The following is a 21,785-nucleotide window of genomic DNA, read 5'->3' on the forward strand; positions in this document are numbered from 1 at the left end:
GAAAAACCATCCACGATGGTCATCAAGTCCTGCACCAGCTCCTGTTCGGGCGACAGCCTTTCTTGATTCAGTACCAGGATTTCGCAGCCGTGTGTCTTGGCGTAATGCTCGAACCACTCGAACCCAAAGCGCGTCAGCCGGTCTTTGTGGGCGAGGATCAGGGTGTTGATGCTCCGCTGCCCGATCTCATCCATCAGTGCCAAAAAACGCTGGCGCTTGAAGTTCAAGCCGCTTCCCACGTCTTCGACGAATTCGACGTTCGCTAAACCTCTCGCCACAACAAACGCTTCCAGCACCCGGCGCTGGTTAGCCAGGTCTGGCTTCTGTGCGGCCGATGAGACTCGGCAATAGGCCACTATTCGCGCTGGACACTCGGGCGTCTGTCGCCATCCGATGAACGCTCGCAACTGGGCCTCGGTGTAAAGACGACGATTGCTGTCGGTGCGCGCCACGGGAATGAGACGCCCCTCGCGCTCCCAACGCTGCAATGTCTTGACCGAAACACCCAGCCGCTTCGCCGCCTTGCCTGTACTCATGGTGCTTTCCATGAGACAATAATACACTATCGCGCATTTTTTATAAGACTAGAGTCTAGCTCCCGCAGTCTGGAAAAGGACGTTGATGGCCGGTGGACAGTTTTTGTTCATGGCCTCACCAGGGTGCTGCGTTTATGAGATGGATTCAGGAGGTGGTTTGCAGAACGCGCGGATCGCCATGGCGCCAAGCTTGCGTCGGCGATGGACGCCCGCTTTCATAGTCGGTCAATGCGAGCGCCGGGTGCAGATGGGCGCCATCGACCAGCGGCTCGGCGTCAGCCGCCGCAGCGACTGGCCGAATGCCATGGGCGTCCAGATAGATCAGCGCCTCGGTTAGGGCGGGTTCGATCATCGCCTTGACGCTGTCACTGAGGCTGCCACCATAGTCCTCCAGCTGCTCGGGCTGCACGCCAATCAGAATCATCTTGGGCGGCAGCTGGCCGAGCAATTCGGCCATGGCCAGCACGTCCTGAAAGCCGACCTGATGCAGGCTCATTTTCTTGGCGCCGAGAAAGCGGGGAACTTCGTTATCGCGCACGACCTTGAGTGTTCCCGGTGGCAGGCCGTAATCAACGGCGTCAAAGATGATCAGGTGCTCGACGCCTTCGAGCAGGTTCACCAGGTAGATGCCCTGGGTGCCGCCGTCGAGCAGGCGCACCTGATCCTCGAACGCATGACGCGCGCTCAGGATTTCGATGCAGCGCACGCCAAAGCCCTCGTCGGCCCAGAGCAGGTTGCCGATGCCGAGGATCAGAACCCTTGGTTGCGACCCAGACGCCGCCGTCATGGTCGATCATCCTTAAACATCCGCCAGCCGCTGATCATGGTGCTGATCAGGCTCTGGCGCGACATCACATCCTCACGCACGGCTGTGTAAACATGCAGCATGACAAAGACCACCAGTACCCACATGCCCCAATGGTGCCACATGCGCACATCCTGGCTCTGGCCAACCAGGGGGATCACCCAGCCGAACAGCCGGTCCTGCCAACTGCCAAGGCCCGTCTGCTCGGAGTAGAGTGCGAAGCCGGTGAAGATCATCACCAGGCCACCGACGGTGATGATGACCACCATGAATAGATGCGCAAGCGGATTGTGACCAACGTATTTGCGCGGTTCCCGCTCCTGAAAGGCGTACCAGCGCAACTCATGCAGCAGCTCGGCCCAGAAGGAGCGGCGCCAGAACGGCAGGGTGAAGAGTTGGCGGGCGTAGCGGTTGCCAACGAAGGCCCAGTAGAGCCGGAACAGGAAGCCGACCGCGAAGACATAAGCCGCTGCGAAATGAAAGAAGCGAATATAGCCCATCTGAAAGTGCGCGCTGGCCTCGCCGCTCAAAGACGGCGGCGGATTGGCAATGAACCAACCAGTAATAGCCAGCACCGTGATGGCAGCGGCGTTGATCCAGTGCCAGGCGCGCAGCGGCGCCTGGTAGACATACACGGCCGTCTGGCGCGTGGTGGGCAGGGATGGCTGCATGACAGGTTCCTCCCTCATGGTCAGCGCACGCGGATTTCAGTGAGTGGTGAGCCATCAGGGCTCATCAAATGGGTCGAACAGGCCAGGCAGGGGTCGAAGCTGTGCAGGGTGCGCAGAATCTCCAACGGCTCCTCGGCCTTGGCCAGCGGGGTGTTGAGCAGCGCGGCCTCGTAGGCGCCGATGTTGCCAGCCGGATCGCGCGGCGAGCCGTTCCAGGTGGTGGGCACCACGGCCTGGTAGTTGTCGATCTTGCCGTTGTCGATGCTCACCCAGTGGCCGAGCGCGCCGCGCGGGGCTTCGGTGGTGCCCACGCCCTTGGCTTGTTTGGGCCAGGTGCGCGGTTCCCAGTGGTCGGTGTTGGCGGTGGCGGTGTCGCCGGCCTTGATGTTGGCGACCAACTTGTCCTGGAAATAGCGCATCTTGTGCGCCGCCCAGGAGGCCTCCAACCCGCGCGCGGCGGTGCGCCCCAGGGTGGAGAAGAGCGCCGTCACCGGCAAGCCCAGATCGGTCAGCAGCTTGTCGACCGGCTCCTTGAAGTCCGGGCGGCCCTGGACATAACCGATGACCCAGCGCGACAAGGGGCCGACTTCCATCGCATGACCGCGCCAGCGCGGGGCCTTGATCCAGGAATACTTGGCGTTCTCGTCGACGGCCTGAATGTGGGTCTTGCTGCCCTTGGCATTGGGGCCGAGTTGGAAATTGGGCTCGGTCACGCCGTCCCAGGGATGCAGGCCCTGGGTCTCGTCGGCATAGTGGAACCAGGAGTGATCGACGAATTCCTGAATCTGCTCGGGGTCGCGCAGATCGACCGGATGGATGGTGTTCAGGTCCCCGCCAATGATGGCGCCGCGCGGCAGCAGCAGATTGGCTTCGGAGTCGTCATTGGCGTGATCCGGGATGTCGCCATAGGACAGCATGGATTGGCCGCTCAAGCCGCCGCCATAGGTCCAGTCTTTATAGAAGGAGGCGATGGCTTGGAGATCGGGCAGATAGACCTGATCGATAAACTCGATGGTGCGGTCGATGATGGAGGAGACCAGATTCAGCCGCTCCATGTTGATCGCGCCCACCGCGCCGGTGTCATCGACATTGATGGCGCAGGGCATGCCGCCGACCAGCCAGTTGGGGTGCGGGTTCTTGCCGCCATAGACGGTGTGGATCTTGACGATCTCCTTCTGGAAGTCGAGCGCCTCCAGATAATGCGCCACTGCCATTAGATTGGCCTCCGGCGGTAGCTTGTAGGCCGGGCTACCCCAATAGCCGTTCATGAAGGGCCCGAGCTGGCCGGATTCGACAAAGCGCGTCAGCCGCGCCTTGATGTCGCGGAAATAGCCGGGCGAGGACAGCGGCCAGGGGCTGATGGATTGCGCCAGTTGCGAGGTGGCCTTGGGGTCGGCCTTGAGTGCCGAGACGACATCCACCCAGTCGAGTGCGTGCAGATGGTAGAAATGCACCAGGTGATCCTGCGCCTGCAGGGTCAGCTGCATCAGGTTGCGGATGGAGTTAGCGTTCTCGGGGATGTCGATGCCGAGCGCATCCTCAACCGCGCGTACCGAGGTGAGCGCGTGGGTGCCGGTGCACACACCGCAGATGCGCTGGGTAAAGGCCCAGGCATCGCGCGGATCGCGGCCCTTGAGGATCACCTCAAGCCCGCGCCACATGGTGCCGGTGGACACCGCATTGCGAATCACATTGCTCTCGTCGAGATTGACCTCGACGCGCAGATGGCCCTCAATGCGGGTGACGGGATCGACAACGACGCGCTGGCCGCTGTTGTCGAGTGAAAAACCATTGGGTGTGGTGACTGTCATGCTGGGTTACCTCCCTGTTGCTTAGTCCTGCGACTCGGTTTCAGTGGCCTTGGCGGTGGTCTGCTCCCCCGCCCCTGCGGATTGATCGACGCTCTGCTTGCCGCGCCGATAGGCGCTGTAAGCCGCATGGGCACCAATGGCCGCGCCCACACCACCAACCGCCGCCAGTCCGACCTTGTCGGCATTGGCCTCGACGCCGAATACATGGGTGTCGGTCACATGCTGATAGAAGCCCTCCTTGTCCCAGAAGCCTTTCTCTGAGCAGCCGATGCAGCCATGGCCGGACTGAATCGGGAAGGACACGCCATTGTTCCAACGCACCGTGGAGCAGGCGTTGTAGGTGGTCGGTCCCTTGCAGCCGACCTTGTAGAGGCAATAGCCCTTGCGTGCGCCCTCGTCATCGAAGCGCTCGACGAACTGCCCGGCATCGAAATGCGGGCGGCGATAGCATTTATCGTGAATGCGCTGGCCGTAGAACATCTTCGGCCGCCCTTGGCGGTCAAGCTCCGGCAGCCGGTCGAAGGTGAGCATGTAGGTGAGGATGCCGGTCATCACCTCGGCAATGGGCGGGCAACCGGGCACCTTGATAACCGGCTTGTCGCGGATGATCTCGTCCACCGGTGTGGCCTGCGTCGGATTGGGCCGCGCCGCCTGCACGCAGCCCCAGGAGGCACAGGAACCCCAGGCCACCACGGCGGAGCAGTCCGCCGCCATCTCCTTGAGCTGCTCATGGAAGGGGCGCCCGGCGATGAAACAGCTCATGCCGTCCTGCCCGAAGGGTGCATTGCCCTCGACTGCCAGAATGTACTGGCCGCGATAGCGGGTGCGAATGTCATCCAGAATCGCCTCAGCCTGATGCCCCGCCGAGGCCATAATCAGGTCGTCATAGTCAAGCGAGATCATCGACAGAATCACATCAGTGGCCAACGGGTGCGCCGAGCGGATGAAGGACTCCGAACAGCAGGTGCACTCCAGCCCATGCAGCCAGATCACCGGCGTGCGCGGTTTGGTCTCCAATGCATGGGCGATGCGTCCCGCCATGGTCGGTGCCAGACCAAGGGTGGCTGCGGAGACGCCGCAGAAGTTGAGGAAGGTGCGCCGGCTGATGCCGTGGCGCCGGAAGTGATTGTAAAAGGTATCTGAGGTGGAGATTGGGCTGGACATAGGCTTACTGACAGGGTGAACGCGCGGTTGCGATACGGTGACAAGTAGGCCCAATTATAAGTAGGCGAATTGATAATTATCGGTCGATTGGCCGCTCAGGATTGATCTGCGTCAGTAAATAGCAAAAAAGCTCCAAAAACAATATATTAGAATATTTGAATTCCAGCAATGTCTAAATTTCAACCATTAGAAAATGCTAATTGTTTAATATACTCTAATTGCGTCATTCAGCCTCGGCGATGGGGGAGAACAACATCTCCAGATCATTAGCGCTGAGGCTGGCGGCAGCGCCGCTGCCACCGCTGAGCATGGCATCGGCGAGTGCCTGCTTGCGGGCCTGAAGTTCGGCCACTTTTTGCTCCACAGTGCCTTCGGTGAGCAGTTTATAGACGAACACCGGCTTGTCCTGGCCGATGCGATGGGCGCGGTCAGTGGCCTGGCGCTCGGCGGCCGGGTTCCACCAGGGATCGTAGTGGATCACGGTGTCGGCGGCGGTGAGGTTCAGCCCGCTGCCACCGGCTTTTAAGCTGATCAGAAACAGCGGCACTTCGCCGGACTGGAAGCGATCCACCAACACATCGCGGTTGCGAGTGCGCCCGGTGAGTTTCACATAGTCCTGATCAGGACGCAGCTTGCGCTTTGTTTTGAGTTCGCCTTCGATCAGATCGAGCATACTGGCGAACTGCGAGAACAGCAGAATGTGCCGGCCTTCGTCGAGCAGGTCGGTCAACAACTCCATGAGCAAATCCAGTTTGGCCGATTCCTTTACCTGACGTGCGCTGTCGAGCGGCACCAGGCGCGGGTCGCAGCACACCTGACGCAGTTTCAGCAGGGCATCGAGAATCACAATACCGCTGCGCGACAACCCCTTGCGCTCCACCTCTTTGCGCACCCGCTCGTGCATGGCCAGCCGCAGGGTTTCGTACAGATCGCGCTGGGTGCCGGTGATGGGGACTTCGCGCAGAATCTCGGTCTTGGGCGGCAGCTCTGGAGCCACTTCTTCCTTGGTGCGACGCAGCATGAAAGGAGCGATGCGGCGGCGCAGTTGCTCGGAGCGGGGTTGGTCAGCGAATTTTTCGATCGGGGTGCGAAACAGGCGCTTGAAGCGGCGATCATCGCCGAGCAGGCCGGGCATCAGAAAATCCATCAGCGACCAGAGCTCCCCCAGATGGTTTTCCAGCGGGGTGCCGGTCAGGCACAGGCGGTGGCGGGCTTTGACCGCCCGTACCGCTTCAGCGGCCTTGCTGCGTGGGTTTTTCACGGCCTGAGCTTCGTCAAGAATCAGCAGGTGATAAGTATAGGCGGAGAGTTCCCGATAATCGCGCGGTAGCAGCGGGTAGGTGGTCAGGACTAGATCATGCTGGGGAATCTCGGCGAAGCGGGTGCGCCGTGCCGGACCCTGTAACAGCAGCACCTTGAGTTCAGGGGTGAAGCGCTCGGCCTCACGGCGCCAGTTGAACATCAGGCTGGTCGGGGCCACCACCAGACTGGGGTGATCGGCACGCCCGGCCTGTTTTTCGACCAGCAGATGAGTCAGGCATTGGATGGTTTTGCCCAGCCCCATGTCATCGGCTAGCACGCCACCGAGGTCAAAGTCACGCAGGAATTGCAGCCAGTCGAGCCCCTTACGCTGATAGGGACGCAGCTCGGCATTCAGTCCAACTGGTGGCTCGACTGGGGCGATGCCGTCGAAATCGCGCAGGCGCCGACCCCAGGCCAGCGCCTGCTCGGCGCCTGACCAACGGGTGTCCTGCGGCAGAGCCTGCTCCAGTTCGGCCAGTTGGCCGCGCTGGCTGGGTGCCAGGCGCAGGCGCCCGTCCTTGTCGAGCGGCTTGTCGTCATAGAGTTCGATCAGCGTGGTCAGCAAGGGGCGAATGCGTTGCAGCGGCATCAGCGCATAGCGGCCATCCGGCAGTCGAATAGTGAACTCGGTATCATCCGGGGTCTCGGCCAGGGCTTGCGGGGTCAGTTCGTCGCGATAGCGATGCATCAGATCCACCAGCAGCGGCAGCAGGTCGATGCGCTGGCCATCGACTTCAACCCCCAGCGCCAGGCTGAACCAGGCGTCCTGAGCGTTGTCCTCAAGCTGGAATTCCCAGTCGTCGATGTCAGCGAGCTGATAACGGAAGCTCGGATTGATGACAATCTCCCAGCCCTGGTGGCGGAGCTTGGGCAGGTCGTAGACCACCACTTGCAACCAGTCCTTGTCGGCATCGGTCAGGTGCAGCTGGCCGTGAGTGCCGTACTCGAAGTCGAAGCCCAGCGCGCGCAGCGTCTGACTGGCCTGCTGTTCAAGCTCCCGATGACGCGGGCTTTCCATCACCATGCCCTCGCGAACATCCTCGACCAGCGTCTGAGGGGCATCGGGGGCGACCAGTTGCTGGCCATAGCGGAAACTGAAGGTGGCGCCATCGACCCAGGAGGGTTGGTCCGGCATGCCCCAGTGACGCAGCTCGCGCGCGATCTGGCGGTGTTCGCTCCAGAGTTCCAGCCGGGGCACCGGCCGGAGATCCGTGACGTGCTGGCGCTCCACCATGGGTGGCATGGGCAGCTGGAGCTTGGTCAGGCGCTGGTCGAAGCGTTGGCGCAGCCCTTCGATGGCGCTGGCCGGTACGGCGGGTGCTTCCGCAAGCAGGGTGGCGGTGGCCGGATCAAGGTCGGTGTCGAGCAGCCCGCAGTCGCCCGTGGCCGGGTCAAGCCAGCCGGGTGGCTCGCAGGGCAGCACCAGAGCCCCTGGTGGGCCGCCGTCCAGGGTGACGGTCAGGGTGGCATTCTCCTGCAAAGCCCAGCGCAATTGCGCCGTTATCTGGCCCTGCCAGTGTAACTGGTGATCGCCCGGCTGCCAGTAGGCACGCCCACTGCTGACCAGCAGTTGCAGCAGATCGGCACTGCCCGGACCGGTAATGTTCAGCTGATCGTGGGTGCTCGCACCGGGGTTGCGGGCAACACTTTCGGCCATCGCCATGATGCGCTGGTCGATGTTGGTGATAAAGCGTGCCCGCGAGCGGCCGAGCAGGTGGAAAGGTTCGCGTTTGCCGAAGCCGCCATCGACGGTACGGCGGGTTTTGTAGGTTCGCAGGAACAGTGCCAAACGATGATAGGGGCGGCCCAGCTCCAGGTGAAACAGCAGGCAATAGGGATCGGTGTTGCTGAGCTGCTGTTGGACCCGTTCAGCGATTGACAGCCAGCCAATCAATTCGGGCGGCAGGCTGGCCATTTCGGCCGGATGGGCGGCAGCTCCGTGGCCGGAGGTTTCGCTCAAACGTGCCTGGGCCGCGAACAGCAGTGCCACCATATGTTTGCAGTTGAGGCTCACCGGACAGGAGCAGCGCCCGAGCATACTCGGTGCCCCCTCGGCAGTGGTGTCGATCGAGATGGTGGTCGAGTAGAGTTGTTGCCCGGAACCGCGCACACGACCGCTGATGATGTTGCGCTCGTGGTCGATGTTCAAAGTCTGCACTCGGGAATTGCGGAAGTAGCGTGCCCCGCGCTCGAAGCTTTGGAGGTCGAATTCGTTTTGAAAGGTGCGAATGAGGTCGTTGGAAATCACAAGACGTATTAGGGATGCAGTGGCAGTCAGGCGGATGTTGGTTAAGGCGAGGTGGCCGGGATCCAGAGCTCGCGCACTTCACCGCGCGCGCTTAGCATGCGCACCCAGTAGCCGTCGGCCCGGGGGCGAATGCTGATCAGACGTCCACCGGTTTGCTGGCGGGCGCGCTCGGCGGCCTGATCGGCGGTTAAGTTGGGTGGGGGAGGTGTGGCAGGGCGAGCTGGCACTGGCGCTAATGCTGGCGGTGTTTCCTGGGCTGCACCGGCCAGAGTATCCAAGCTAATGCTGAGTAGCAGGAAGCTGGCGGCTACTAACCAAGGAAACAGGTTGAGCTGGCGGGCGGCTGTGGCAATACGGATATTCATGAAGTGTGTTCCAGCTAGGGTTGGGCGGCTGATTCAGTCGGGGCTTTGGTTGCGGCCTTGGTCTCGGATTCGAGGATAGAGCGCTCAATGCGGTGACGCCCGGCGTGTTTGGCGTTATACAGGGCTTCATCGGCGCAATCAATCAGCTGGGCGATGGTGAAGCGGGAGTCATTGGGCGGCTGTGGATGGACGGTGACCAGGCCGGTGCTGATGGTGACATGCCACTCAACCGGCGAGTGTTCGTGCGCGAGGCCGAGCGCATCCACGGCAGCGCTGATGTCCTGCGCGATGGCAGTGGATTGCTCGGTGTCGGCATGGGGCAGAATGACCATGAATTCCTCGCCACCATAGCGGGCGATAAAGTCGCCCGAGCGCCGCAGCACGCTGGCGGCGGCCTGGGCGACCTGACGCAGACACTCGTCGCCCTTGCCGTGACCATAGTTGTCGTTGTAGCGCTTGAAGTGATCCACATCGAACAACAGTAGCGACAGCGGTTGGCCAGTGCGCTGGGCGCGGCGCCATTCCTCGTCGAGCGTTTGCTCGAAGTGGCGCCGATTGGGGATTTCGGTCAGGGCGTCAAGAAAGGCGTAGGTTTCGAGCAGGTTGTATTTGTTTTTCAGATCGAGGTGCAGCGCCACCCGGGCCTTGACCATCGGTGGATGAAAGGGCTTGGTGATGTAGTCCACCGCACCGCTGGCAAACCCCTTGGCGGCGTCCATGACCTCGGACACGGCGGTGACGAAGATAATCGGAATCCGTTTGGTCGCTTCGTCGTTTTTCAGGGCGGCACAGACCTGGTAGCCGTCCATCTCGGGCATCAGGATGTCGAGCAGAATCAGATCGGGCTGGGGGTCGCTGTGCGCGAGCTTAAGCGCACGCTCCGGGGTGGTGGCTGCGCTGACGCGATAATCGCCACGAAACAGCTCCATCAGCAGTTCGATATTCTCCTTGGTGTCATCGACAATCAGAATTTTATGGCGGTTGTGGCTGGTATTCATCGCAGTCGGTGGTTGGTTTGGAATTTTGATGCGGAGTGATTATGGCTGGTTATGGTTGGAGTCAGCTGGGCGTGCTGCTGAGTTCGACCTGGCACTGCTGAACCAGCTCAAGCGCGGTATCGATGTCAAAGTCATCAATGGCAGCGACAATCTGGGCATGGCGGTTGGCGGCGCCGGCGGCGGTCGCGGGCATGGGTTCCAGAGCGGCGCGCAGCTGTTCGAGTGTCTCGCCGGCAGCACCAAGATCGTCGTCGAGCTGCGCGGCCAGTTGCTGGAGTTGTGCCTGGGTGGCACTGGCGTCGGGCGCTGACCCGGAGTGATCAGAGTGAGGCGCCGTCGGCGTAGAGGCGGAGCCTACGGCGCTCTGAGGTGCGTTCGCTGCGGCCGCCAGCGGGCGCAGACTCTCGACCACCTCTGTGAGTCGCGCGCTGAAGTCCTCCCAGCTCGGTTCGGCCAGCACCGCGTCGGCGTCCTGATGCGTGGTCACAGTGGTTTCGGCGGTGATGGCGGCCTGATACAGCGCCTCGGCGCCGAGATTGCCGGCCATGCCTTTGATGCTGTGAATGCGGCGCCGGGCGTCTTCAGTCTGTCCGGCGTGCAGCGCCGTGCGGATGTCCTCCAGGCTATGCTCATTGCTGGCGAAGAAACTGCGCAGAATCTTCAGATACAGGCGCCGGTTCTGATTGGCGCGGGCGAGACCGGCTGGCAGATCAATGGCGGGCAGCGGGTACTGATCGAGTTCCGGAGTATCCGCCACAGCAGCGGGACGCGCCGCTGCTGGCGCCTCCACACTGTCATCAGCGCCTGTGCGCGGTGCCTTGGGGCGCAACCAGCGCTCTAGCACACTGAACAGCTGCGTTGGGTCAATTGGCTTGCTCAGGTAATCATCCATGCCGGCGGCCAGACAGCGCTCTTTGTCGCCCTTGAGTGCATGCGCAGTCATGGCAATCACCGGTACGCGGGGCTCGGGGAATTCAGCACGCATGCGCCGGGTGGCTTCCAGGCCGTCCAGTTCCGGCATCTGAATGTCCATCAGCACCAGATCATAGTGCTCCTCGCGGGCCTTGTTCAGGGCTTGTAGGCCGTTTTCGGCAATGTCGGTATCGAGCTTGGCGGCATTGAGCCATTCAAGTGCCACCAGCCGGTTCATCTCGATGTCCTCGGCCAGCAGCACCCGATAGCCACTGAGGTCCGGCGGCGGTTGGTCGCTGGCCTGGGCGGCGAGCTGAATTGGTCGGGTGGTGGTGGCCGCCTCCTGGTGTCCGAACAGCGACACGATGGTGTCGAACAGAAAAGATTGATTGACCGGCTTGTGCAGGAAGGCGTCCAGCACCGAGCGCTCGGATTGTTGCAGCAGATCCTCGCGTGCGTAGGCCGACACCATGCACACCACCGGCGTGCGCGGCAGCTCGAGATCCTGGCGGATGTGCACCGCTGTTTCCAGACCATTGAGTCCCGGCATTTTCCAGTCCAGCAGCACTAGGTCGAAGACCTGCCCCGGCTCGGTCAGCACGGCGAGCGCCTGTTCACCCGAGGCCACCGCTGTGGCCTGCATCTGGAAGGATTCGATCTGTGCCACCAGCATCTCGCGCGAGGTGGCGTTGTCCTCGACCACCAGTACGCGCAGACCGCGCAGGTCGGCGGGGGCTTGCAGCAGTGCCGTGTCGCGGGCGGGCTGGCGGCGCAGCTGTGCGGTAGCGGTGAAGGTGCTGCCGGCACCGGGCGTGCTTTCGGCACGGACATCGCCTTGCATCAGTTGCGCCAGGCGGCGACAGATGGCCAGCCCCAGCCCAGTGCCGCCGTGGCGGCGGGTGATCGAGCCATCGGCCTGGGCAAAGGCGTCAAAAATGGCTTCCAACCGCTCGGGGGGGATGCCGGCGCCGGTGTCGCGCACCCGCAGTCGCAGCGGCACGCCGTCATCGACCGGCTCGGAGGCGAGATCGGCGGTGATCTGTACCTCGCCCTGCTCGGTGAACTTGAGCGCATTGCCGGTGAGGTTGATCAGGATCTGGCTCAGACGGGTGGGATCGCCGATCAGCTCAGTGGGGGTGCCGGGCTCGATGGCCACGATCAGTTCCACGCCCTTTTCATGTGCGCGTAGGGCGAACATCTCGCTGAGATTGGCCATCAGCTCGTGCAGCGAGAATTCGGTTTGCTCGATCTCCAGATGCCCAGCTTCGATCTTGGAGAAGTCGAGAATGTCGTTGATGACCGCCAGCAGGCTTTTAGAGGCAAGCTTGATTTTGCTCAGGAATTCCTGCTGGCGAGGTTCAAGCGCGCCGCGCAGCAGCAGGTCGGTCAGGCCCATGATGGCGTTAAGCGGCGTGCGGATTTCGTGGCTCATGTTGGCCAGGAAGCCACTTTTCGCCGCACTGGCCGCCTCGGCGGCCTCGCGGGCGCGTTCGGCCTGCTGGCGCTCGCGCCGCGCACTGACATCGACCAGTATGCCTTCGACGGTGCCGGGGGTATGCCCCCGGTGCAGGCTGATTTCCCCCCAAAAGGTGCGACCATCACGGCGTTTGAAAGCGACTTCCATGCTATCGACGCGCCCGTCGCGCTGGACGCACGCGATCAGTTCGGCACGCACCTCGGGCTGAACATAGAATTCGGCGGCAATGTCGTGGACTTCGGTTTGCAGCACTTCCAGCGAGGGGTAGCCAAGCAGGTCTAGCATGGCCGGGTTCGCGGTCAAACAGCGGCCCTCCAAAGTGGTCTGAAAGATGCCCTCAATCGCGTTGTCGAACAGACCACGGTATTGGTTGAGCAACTCAGTGATGTGCTCGCGGTTGCTGGCCAGCCGGTGAATCATCCGATCAAAAGCATCCGCCAACCGACCGATCTCATCCGGGCGGTCACTGCCGATGCGCATCTCCAGATCGCCGTCCCCCACCTGCGAGACTGCGTGCTCAAGCTGGGTGATCGGGCGGGCAATGGCGCGACCAACCACAATTCCGATGAACAGCACCAGGGGAATGGACAGCAGAAAAATACCGCCCGCGATCCAGCTGAGCCGATGCTCATAGGCCAGCACGGTGGTGGCGGAGATATCGATACCGAGCACGCCGGTACGCTCGCCATTGGCGTTGCGAATCGGGGCATAGCCGGACAACCAGGTGCCCCAGGGATCAGTGTAAAAGTCTGCTTCCGCCACCGGGCCATCAAGATCGCGAAAATGCGCGGCTAGCTGCGCGCCTGGCTCCTCATACGCCTCGCCCAGGGCGGCGAGATTGGCCGGGTCTTCCTCAGCATCGACGACGAATTCAATGCCACCTTCAGTGCCCGCGCGCAGACTGTAGACTTCGCCAAGGTCGGCGGAGGTATCGCGGATGCGTTGCAACGTGGTTTGCAGGCGCCGGTACTCAGGCGTTTGCATGCCGGCGGCGGGCGTGATGCGCGCATGCAGATCGCCATCAATGCTCAGGCTGCCGACCTGGGCCAGATCCAGCAACCGCTGGCGCAAGTCATGACGCACTTGATCGCGCGCAACATAGAGCAGCGTCAGGGTGGTAAAGGCAGAAACGAAGAGCGCGACACCGAAAAACAGCAGCGTCAGCCGCGCTTGCAGACCCAGCACGCGGCTCCGGCACGCGGGCTTGGTCGGTTTGGAAACATGCTGTTCGGGCGAGCTGGAACTGGAAACGCTCAAGAGTCGTCCTGATGCAGTAGCTGGGAAAGAAGGAAGGCGAAGCTCAAACCAAAAGCTTAACGCAACAGACGCCGCCCATGTCTGCAAAAATCGCAAGTGAGTGGTGGCTGCATCGAGCGAGTAAAACAGGCAGTGGCAGTGCTATGAAGAAGATCCGCGCGAGCATTCAGAATTGCATGCGTTCTTGACGGCGTCCACAACTTCAAACTTCTTGCATCCGTAGTAATCCAGTTGTTGTTGGGAGATCGGGAAGCGCCCACAATTGAAAAAATTCCAAAATGGCGACTTGTAGGACCGGCACAGATTTGTTGTTTCATCTCGAAAACAACAATTGCTGGTTAGTGTGCAGCATGCTGAACAACTCCCACAGTTCTCTGTTGCGGTATTCCAATGAGTGGATAGGCGAAAGAGAGATTTGTCAGGACGCTCCATCGGCGGGGCCGATAGGGGAAGATGCGATAGCAGCAGTGCTCCATCTCCAACCAGAATGGCTTTAAAATATGAAAAAGTATTCACATAAAACTTGTGATAGAAGCGCCAATATTTCCAAAAGCGGAAGTCGTTAAAAAAGAAGTAGGACGTCAAGGGCGCTATCATATATAAAAATGTACCAAACGTAATAAAATTCACCAGCACAATCAAGTATGCAAGCAGACGAAACAATGACCACTGTAGCTTTTTAAAAAACATCTCGCCAATACACCCTTATGTAACACTTAGTGTGCCAATTAACATGCGGCACCTGTTTGCAATACTCACGCTAGCACGATTTTAATTGCGATCCCCCGCCGGTTCATCCATGCTGCTTCAGGCCACACGATAACTCATGACGCTTTCCGAGTGCCTGAGTGGGAATGAATCTGAGGGATCGTCAGGTCGCCGTCGCCGCCCCGCGCCACAAATTGGCGTGAAATGGTCAGACTGACGCACCGGAATCTGTCAGGATTCCCAAAAAACCCAAACCAGTGGAATCCGACCATAAACTTTGCGCGCTTCTTTCAGAGCCAGGCTACACCCATGCAGCTGATACGCAGGCACCAGAGACAGCGGCGAGCGGGCAGTCTCAGCGTTGCAACGCTCTATCGGGCGCTCTCGGCACTCGCCCTAGTCGGCGGGCAATGCGCGGTGATCGATTGAAACCTGGGCATTCCCTGGTCAGGGTTCCTCGTCGCAGGACTCCTGGGCTGCTGGTCGCACTACTGGCCGGGCTTTGGCTGTTCTCGGCCAGCGTGCCAGCCGAGGAAGCGCCGGTTCTGCGCGCCGAGAATCTCGGCGACACCGCGCCCTTCACCAAGCCGCTGCTGCTCGCGGTGGCTAACCTCGAGCAGCGGATCAGCGCCACCACCAATGAAAGCAATCGGGCGCGGCTGACGCATCAGCGCGCCCTGGTGCTGGAGCAGCTCAACCGGGCCATCCTGTCTCAAGGCGGCCGCCGTTTTGTCGACCAGCTTCCTGCGCATGCATTGCAACCGCTGCGCGAGGCTGTCACCCAGGCTCGGCGCGACGGAGACCAGACCGCCGAGATGATCGCGATTCTGCGCCTCAATAATGCGATCCTGAGCCAGAGCTTTGCCGGTCTGCTCACGACGGTGGCGAATGCCTGGATGCGGTTCGCTCCGACTGCGGAGTTCGAGCGTGCCTTTACCCGCTTCGAGCATCGCACCACCTTCAATCAGGTGCCCTTCGGGCGCGCCGTGCAGCAGCTGCAAGCCCCCGGGGCGACGGCGCCGAATGCAGCCGAGCAAACGCTGATTGATGCCTATCAAGACTACAACCAGCGCGCCCAGGTCTTTGATACCGTGGCGCAATCTTTGTTCGCCTTCGTTAAGGGCTCGTCAACCAGTAACCGATTCTTGCATTGGCTGGGCATCAGCGCGCTGATCGGTGCCATCGACGCTCAGCCCTGGGCGATGGACATCAATGCCAGCCTGCTGCCGGGCCGCCAAGCCAGTCTCGGCCAGTTCATCAGCGTCGGCCAGATCCTCGTGGCGACCTTGCTCTTTCTGGCGTTCCTCGGCATTGCGCTGGTTCTGCTGCCATTGCTGCTGCGGCTGTTGCGCCGCGCCTGGTCCCAAGGGACGCGAAACGCGCCGGCGGACCCTTCCCATACCGAGCGCTTTGTGCGCCTGCTGCGGCAATCCTTTCTTGCGCCGCTGCGCGTCCTGCTGGTGCTGATCGCCATCGCCCAGGCGTCGCGCATCCTGTTGTTGCGCGAATCCGACGAGCGCATGCTGGCACTGCTAAGCAGTCTCTATGTCGTGCTGATTGTCTGGGCGCTGCTGCGGCTGATCGACAACGTCGTGATGCTGTATTCGGGAACCCTGCTGCGTCGCCATCCAACCCTGCGCGGCGAGTTGGTGAACTTCCTGGCGAGCATGAGCCGCTTCCTGGTGATCGTGATCGCCGCACTCTACCTTTTGCAGCACTTCGGCTTCGACATTCGCGCCCTGCTGGCGTCACTCGGAATCGGTGGTCTGGCCGTTGCCTTCGCGGCCAAGGAGACCATCGCCAACATCTTCGGCTGCATCTCCATCATCATTGACGACATGTTTCAGCAGGGCGATTGGATCGTGACACCGGACGGTGAGGGCACGGTGATCGATATTGGACTGCGCAGCACCAAGCTCCGCACCTTCGACAATGCGGTGATCTTTCTGCCCAACGCTTATGTGGCCAGCATCGACGTGCGCAACTGGAGTCGGCGCAAACTCGGGCGGCGCATCAAGTTTACCATCGGGCTCGAATACGGCAGTGACATGCAGCAGGTGAAAAAGACAGTCGATGACATTCGCGCCATGCTAATCGCGCATGAGGGCATCGCCGACAGTGGCACGGACACCTCCAGCTACACCCGCCAACAACTCGCCAAGATTGCCGACGCCATGGACGGCTACGGCATCAAGCGCACGCTGCTGGTCTATCTCGATGCCCTCGGCGACAGCTCGATCGACATTCTGATCTACTGCTTCTCCAAGACCATCGACTGGGAAGGTTGGCTCCAGGTCAAGCAGGACGTGATCTTGCGCTGTTGCGCCATCGTCGCGGCCAATGGGCTGAGCATTGCCTTTCCGAGTCAGACGCTCTATCTGCGTAAAGACGGCGGAACGGCGCTGAGTGATGTCGGCCGTGCTCAGCCGTTGGCCGATCGAGCAACAAACCCATGAATGGACGAACAAAATGAACGACCAAGGGGCAAGGGATCTCCCCCAACACCCGCAAACCCCGTCGCGCTTGCCGTCTGGCAGAAGCGCCTCTTTTCAGGAGCCAACCCACCATGACCTACCGCCTTTCCCCATCCCTCTCCGGGTCGCTTAGCGCCCTGGCCCTCTGCCTGGCCGTGCCGATCACGGCCTCCGCCGAAGTCCCGGCGGCGACGCTCACTGCGATTTCCGCACCCGATCATGTCGAAACCCGCATCGGCAGGCTTAAGTTTGAGAACGGAGTACCGACGGCCGAGACCGCACAGACGATCTACGACGCCCTCGACTTCACCCGCGCGCTCAATGCCTACAACAACAGCTTCCGTGGTGCCTCGGCCTTGGCGATCAAAAAAGGCATTGAGAGCATCGGCGCCGGCAGTGGCGACATTGTCATCTTCGAGGAGCTGATGGATTCCGACTCCCTGTTTCTGACCGCGAACGCGGACACCGTCTATTACCTCGGCTGGATCGATCTCTCCAAGGGGCCGATGGTGATCGAGCAACCCACAGACGGGCTCGGCACCATCAATGACATGTGGTTCCAGTGGGTCATCGACATCGGCAAGCCGGGACCGGACCGCGGACTCGGTGGCAAGTACCTGATCGTCGGCCCGGACTATGACGGCCCACTGCCAGAAGACGGCTATTTCCTCGCCCATGCCAAGACCAACACCGTGCTCTATGCGCTGCGCGCCTTCATCGAGAACGGCAACGATCCCGAACCCACGGTCAAGAACATCAAGGACAACCTCAAGATCTATCCTTACGCCGCCGGCAGCTTCGGGACATCCATCGCTGAGGCACTGAAAGGCGAGGTGCGGCTCGCCGGCGAGCCGAAGATCCCCGAGATGACCTTCATCAACGCGAGCGGCCTAGCCTTCAACACCATCCCGCCCAGTGATGAAAGCTTCTTTGAGATGGTCAACGAGAACGTCCAGAACGAGCCGGCCACCAGCTACGATGTCGAGCTCGCCGGGCAGCTCGCCGCTATCGGCATCGTCCATGGCAAGCCCTTTGCGCCCGATGCGCGCATGAAGAAGATCTTCGCCGACGCTGCCGCCGTTGGTTTGGGCGTCGGGCGCGCACTCAACTGGCATTGGGCCGACAAACATCCCGAATGGGCCTATTACGAAGGCTCCCAATGGTGGAACATGCTGTGGGATGGCGGCGCCTTCTTCGAAACCCCGCCGCCGGTGTTCGAGGACGGGATGTTCAAGCCCTTGCCAGCCACGGGGGCACGCACGCTCGATTCGCGTACCGATTTCTACTACAGTTACACGCTCGACAGCCCCGGCATGATCATGCGGATTCCGGGCGTCGGCTCGCAGTACCTGATGGCGGGCAGCGACGCGACCGGCACGCCCTTCGATGGCGCCAAGACCTACCAGGTGACCTTGCCCAAAGACATCCCGGCGGCGGCTTTCTGGTCCTTGACGCTCTATGACAACCAGACGCGCTCCATGCTGAAGACACCACAGCAATACCCACGCGCCGGCTCGCAGAGTTATCCGACTCCAGCCGCCGAGGCCGCAGCAGACGGAACCACCACAGTGTATTTCGCCCCCGAGAAACCCGAGGGCGTAGCTGACGGGAATTGGATCCAAACCGATCCGGACAAGGGTTGGTTTACGCTCCTGCGACTCTACAGCCCGCTGCCGTCGTTCTTTGACAAATCCTGGCGGCCAAGCGAGATCGAACGGGTCGAATAAATCAGTCCGCGAGGGATGGGCAGCCTTAGGTCGCCCGTCCCACAGGGTTTCTGTCCCAGCGGAGCAGGCAATCACGAAGCGCAGCCTCACGCTGACCCAAATGGTCTTGCCTGGGTACCCATGGCATCAAAGCGAAGACTCATTGAGTGAACAAAACAATCAGCACTTGGCGCTTGCTGGTCAGGGCATTGACCATCACCGCGCTGGCCATAACCGAGATGAGTGCCGAGGATCTGGCCAGGCTGGCGCAAGATCCGGTCGGTAACCTCATCAGTGTGCCCTTTCAGAACAACAACATCAATCTGAACTACGGCCCGGAACAGGGGGCGTGCCCAGTCCCGGAGGATTATTTACCAAAGATGATCTGCCATGCCTGAGATTTCCCGATTCGGGCTCGGAAAAGCTGCGCATAACTCCGGTGCTGCTGGTGCCACTTGGATCGACGTCGACATGGCCGACGACGCTGATCGCCAATGGCTGATGGGCTTGCAAGAGATTGAGGATCAGACCAGGCAGGCGTTATTGGCGCCAGTGCGTTTCAACCATTATGAGCAGGTGCCCGACGGCACCTTGGTCAGCATCAGAACCCCACGCTCCGAGCAGATCGAGGATATCAGCGAACTCGCCGATTTGAAGTTACTGATCAGCCCGGCCCGGGCGATTACTGTGCGATCCGGCCAGATCGCCGCCGTGGAGGTATTACGGCGGCACACGTCGGACAGCTCACTGGTCACAGCCGTGGATTTACTCGGATTCATGGTGTCGGCGATGACCAAGCGGATGGAGGCGGTCATCTTTGATCTGACTCAAGACATTGATGCCGTCGAGGATGCCCTGCTCGACGGCGGTACCATGCCTCCCCCGCAGGCGCTGAGCGAGCTGCGGCGGCGAATTTTTCGCACCAGACGGCAAGTGAATGCCACCCAGCAAGTGCTCGCGCCGATGACGACCGACCCCGCCCTGGTGTTGGATGCCGATGACCGCGAAACCTTGGTTCGATCCTCAAATTACGTGACCCGCTATTTGGAAGGGCTGGATGAATGTCGTACGCGGGTGCAGTTGCTGGAGGATCAAATCGATGCGCAACGTTCGGAGACCATGACGCGTTCCAACCTGAATCTGACCATTGTCGCGACCGTGTTTTTACCCTTGACCTTCATTACCGGTCTGCTCGGGATGAATGTCGCAGGAATTCCTGATCAACACGATCCGCTTGGTTTCTGGATAGTGACGGGATTATCTATCATCGTTGCTCTCATCGCTTGGTTCTTCCTGCGTCGTAAAATCCATGATCGCAAACTCGATCAGACCAGGCGCCCGAAAAAGACACTAGCGCGAAATCCCAAGACCTCGACACCAGAGAACGCCGAATTGCCACTTACCCCTCAGCTCGAAACCGCAAGCAGGCATCAATACGAGTCAGATCCAACCACACTGGCAGGACATTACCCGGGTTTCCGTCACAAGATTGTCAGGATCTATGGTTTTGCACTACTGTTTGCGCTTGCTCTGTTCTTGTTTCACCTTGTTGTGATTTTCGATGTGGCTGGCGAAATTATTGGACGGAAGGCGTGGCTGCTGGAGCATTTTGGGCACCATACTGGCAAGACTGTCATGCTTGGCTGCTTCTTTCTGTTGTTCGCGGCCCACTTGGCCGAATCCGCCGCCTGGGGCTTGTTTTTGCGCGGAGCGCGGCTCTTGCCAAGCCTGACCGAAGGCGTCTATTTCGCCGCCGCGTCCATCACGATGCTGGGCTGCGACGGTGTCCTGCTGAAATATCCCTGGCGACATATCGGGCCACTGATCGCTATCTCCGGAGTGCTGATGTTTGGCTGTTCGGCGGCTTTCTTGTTCGTGATCATGCAGGACGTTTGGGGCGGTCACCTTTAACTTGCATGCAAACCCTGGCCTGTCCGATTGTGATCACCCGCCCGCGCATGAATTCGCTCATAACGCACGACTGAGTCCGTTCTGCACCCCTCACGACGGTCGATCAGGCACATGTCCGCTGTTGACCTCGTTCCCAACGACCGATAATCTGCGTGCTGACACCCGTACTGGTACTGGATCCTCGGGGTGGCTTGGAGTTCCTATCCTTAACTGGGCGCAACATCGACCCTGCTCTTGGCCGACGCGGGACAGGTCGGACGATTCGGGAGAACAGTGTGTTCCGTATCAATTGGTTGGGTCTTTTCGTTGTAGTGGCCGCGTTCTTGCTCGTTGGGGCGCAGTCGGCGCGAGCTGTAATGGTCAATGCCTACGATGGCGAGTATCTGGTGGACACCAAGATACCAGGTGCACCGGCCGCCTCACTGCGGGGGCCGGTTGTAGAGCCCTGGCACTACGTCGAGCAGGCACAAGAGACCTACAGGATTGGTGTACTTTTTCCCCATCTTAAAGACTCCTACTGGAGTGCGGTCGCTTTCGGAGTCACCGAGCGAGCGGTCGCGAGTGGCGTCGCTTTCGAGCTTATGGAAGCGGGGGGATATCCCAATCTTGCTGTGCAAATTCAGCAGCTGCGTCAATTTCGAGAGCGAAAAGTAGATGGGGTGATCTTGGCTGGGATCGCCTACGACAAGCTGGATAATGAGGTGGCCGCGACGGTGGCGGCAGGGATCCCGGTGGTGGCGATGATCAACGACATCCGGGCACCGCAAATCCAGGCTAAGTCGATGGTGTCCTTCCGCGAGATGGGCGCCAAGGTGGGTGACTATCTGCGTGACAACAAGGTGGCTGAGCGACCGGTGAAGATCGCCTTCTTCCCAGGGCCGCAGGACAGCGGCTGGGCACCCGAGAGTCTGGCTGGATTCGTCGAGGCGATTGAGGATACACCGGAGATCCAACCACTGACACCTTTCTGGGGCGACACCGACGCCAGGACTCAGCGCAGCTTGATTCGACGGGCCTTTCATTTCTATCCAGACATCGATTATCTGGTGGGCAACGCCGTGATGGCCCAGGTCGCTCCGAGTGTTTTGGCCGAGCTCGGGCGCTCACCCGGGGAGGTGCGAATCCTCTCGACCTACTTGATTCCACAAGTCTATGCGCACATCCAGGCCGGACAGGTCGAGGCCGCTTCGGCCGACCTCAATATCGACCAAGGGCGCATCGCCATGGATATGATCATCCGGCTCTTGGATGGGCAACGCTCTGGGGTGGATTTTCCCTTCCGTGCCGGCCCGCAGATCCCGATCATCACTGCGGATACTATCAAGGAGTATCCGTTCGAGCGGCTGTTCGGCGCTCGCAACTTCGCACCGGTCTTCAGCTATCGACCGGACGCACCGCAGGAGCCTGAGACACCATGAAAATCGCTTACAAGCTGCTAAT

Annotated in this window: 14 protein-coding genes; 5 read left to right on the top strand and 9 right to left on the bottom strand. The window is 60.7% G+C overall.

Annotation, left to right across the window (positions count from 1 at the left end; genetic code table 11):
* The 9 genes from CKO36_RS08865 to CKO36_RS08905 form a co-directional block, all read right to left on the bottom strand.
* On the bottom strand, positions 1-536 hold a 536-nt coding region (locus CKO36_RS08865; protein ID WP_200283590.1), incomplete at its 3' end, for an IS607 family transposase.
* A gap of 145 nt (positions 537-681) precedes the next feature.
* Positions 682-1,323 (bottom strand): HyaD/HybD family hydrogenase maturation endopeptidase, encoded by a 642-nt coding sequence (locus CKO36_RS08870; protein WP_200283592.1) that lies wholly within the window; start codon positions 1,321-1,323, stop codon positions 682-684.
* The gene (cybH, locus tag CKO36_RS08875) at positions 1,320-2,012 is read right to left on the bottom strand and encodes a Ni/Fe-hydrogenase, b-type cytochrome subunit (RefSeq protein ID WP_200283595.1); all 693 of its coding nucleotides are present in this window, start codon (positions 2,010-2,012) and stop codon (positions 1,320-1,322) included. Before cybH ends, CKO36_RS08870 begins: the two co-directional genes overlap by 4 nt.
* Positions 2,013-2,032: 20 nt before the next feature.
* Positions 2,033-3,823, bottom strand: coding sequence for a nickel-dependent hydrogenase large subunit (locus CKO36_RS08880; protein ID WP_200283598.1), 1,791 nt, complete (start codon positions 3,821-3,823; stop codon positions 2,033-2,035).
* 21 nt (positions 3,824-3,844) lie between these two features.
* The gene (locus CKO36_RS08885; RefSeq protein ID WP_207161424.1) at positions 3,845-4,987 is read right to left on the bottom strand and encodes a hydrogenase small subunit; all 1,143 of its coding nucleotides are present in this window, start codon (positions 4,985-4,987) and stop codon (positions 3,845-3,847) included.
* 223 nt (positions 4,988-5,210) lie between these two features.
* Positions 5,211-8,537, bottom strand: coding sequence for an SNF2-related protein (locus CKO36_RS20270; protein ID WP_200283601.1), 3,327 nt, complete (start codon positions 8,535-8,537; stop codon positions 5,211-5,213).
* 41 nt (positions 8,538-8,578) lie between these two features.
* The gene (locus CKO36_RS08895; RefSeq protein ID WP_200283604.1) at positions 8,579-8,902 is read right to left on the bottom strand and encodes a PepSY domain-containing protein; all 324 of its coding nucleotides are present in this window, start codon (positions 8,900-8,902) and stop codon (positions 8,579-8,581) included.
* Positions 8,903-8,916: 14 nt separating this feature from the next.
* A complete protein-coding gene (locus CKO36_RS08900; protein WP_200283624.1) occupies positions 8,917-9,900 on the bottom strand; it encodes a diguanylate cyclase domain-containing protein in 984 nt (327 codons plus the stop codon).
* Positions 9,901-9,961: 61 nt separating this feature from the next.
* Positions 9,962-13,546: a hybrid sensor histidine kinase/response regulator gene (locus tag CKO36_RS08905; RefSeq protein ID WP_200283627.1), complete on the bottom strand. Its 3,585-nt coding sequence runs from the start codon at positions 13,544-13,546 to the stop codon at positions 9,962-9,964.
* Positions 13,547-14,679: 1,133 nt separating this feature from the next.
* On the opposite strand from CKO36_RS08905, the gene CKO36_RS08910 reads away from it, so the two are divergent.
* The 5 genes from CKO36_RS08910 (at position 14,680) to torT (ending at position 21,763) form a co-directional block, all read left to right on the top strand.
* The gene (locus CKO36_RS08910; protein WP_242469480.1) at positions 14,680-16,710 is read left to right on the top strand and encodes a mechanosensitive ion channel family protein; all 2,031 of its coding nucleotides are present in this window, start codon (positions 14,680-14,682) and stop codon (positions 16,708-16,710) included.
* A gap of 110 nt (positions 16,711-16,820) precedes the next feature.
* Complete coding sequence (locus CKO36_RS08915) at positions 16,821-18,455, top strand: DUF1254 domain-containing protein (RefSeq protein WP_200283633.1); 1,635 nt, start codon at positions 16,821-16,823, stop codon at positions 18,453-18,455.
* Between the two features lie 146 nt (positions 18,456-18,601).
* Complete coding sequence (locus CKO36_RS08920; protein ID WP_200283636.1) at positions 18,602-18,832, top strand: hypothetical protein; 231 nt, start codon at positions 18,602-18,604, stop codon at positions 18,830-18,832.
* A complete protein-coding gene (locus CKO36_RS08925; RefSeq protein WP_200283639.1) occupies positions 18,825-20,345 on the top strand; it encodes a magnesium transporter CorA family protein in 1,521 nt (506 codons plus the stop codon). Before CKO36_RS08920 ends, CKO36_RS08925 begins: the two co-directional genes overlap by 8 nt.
* 356 nt (positions 20,346-20,701) lie before the next feature.
* Positions 20,702-21,763 (top strand): TMAO reductase system periplasmic protein TorT, encoded by a 1,062-nt coding sequence (gene torT, locus CKO36_RS08930; RefSeq protein ID WP_207161425.1) that lies wholly within the window; start codon positions 20,702-20,704, stop codon positions 21,761-21,763.
* The last annotated feature ends 22 nt before the right edge of the window (positions 21,764-21,785 follow it).

The organism is Rhabdochromatium marinum, assembly GCF_016583795.1.
Taxonomy (GTDB): Bacteria; Pseudomonadota; Gammaproteobacteria; order Chromatiales; family Chromatiaceae; genus Rhabdochromatium; species Rhabdochromatium marinum.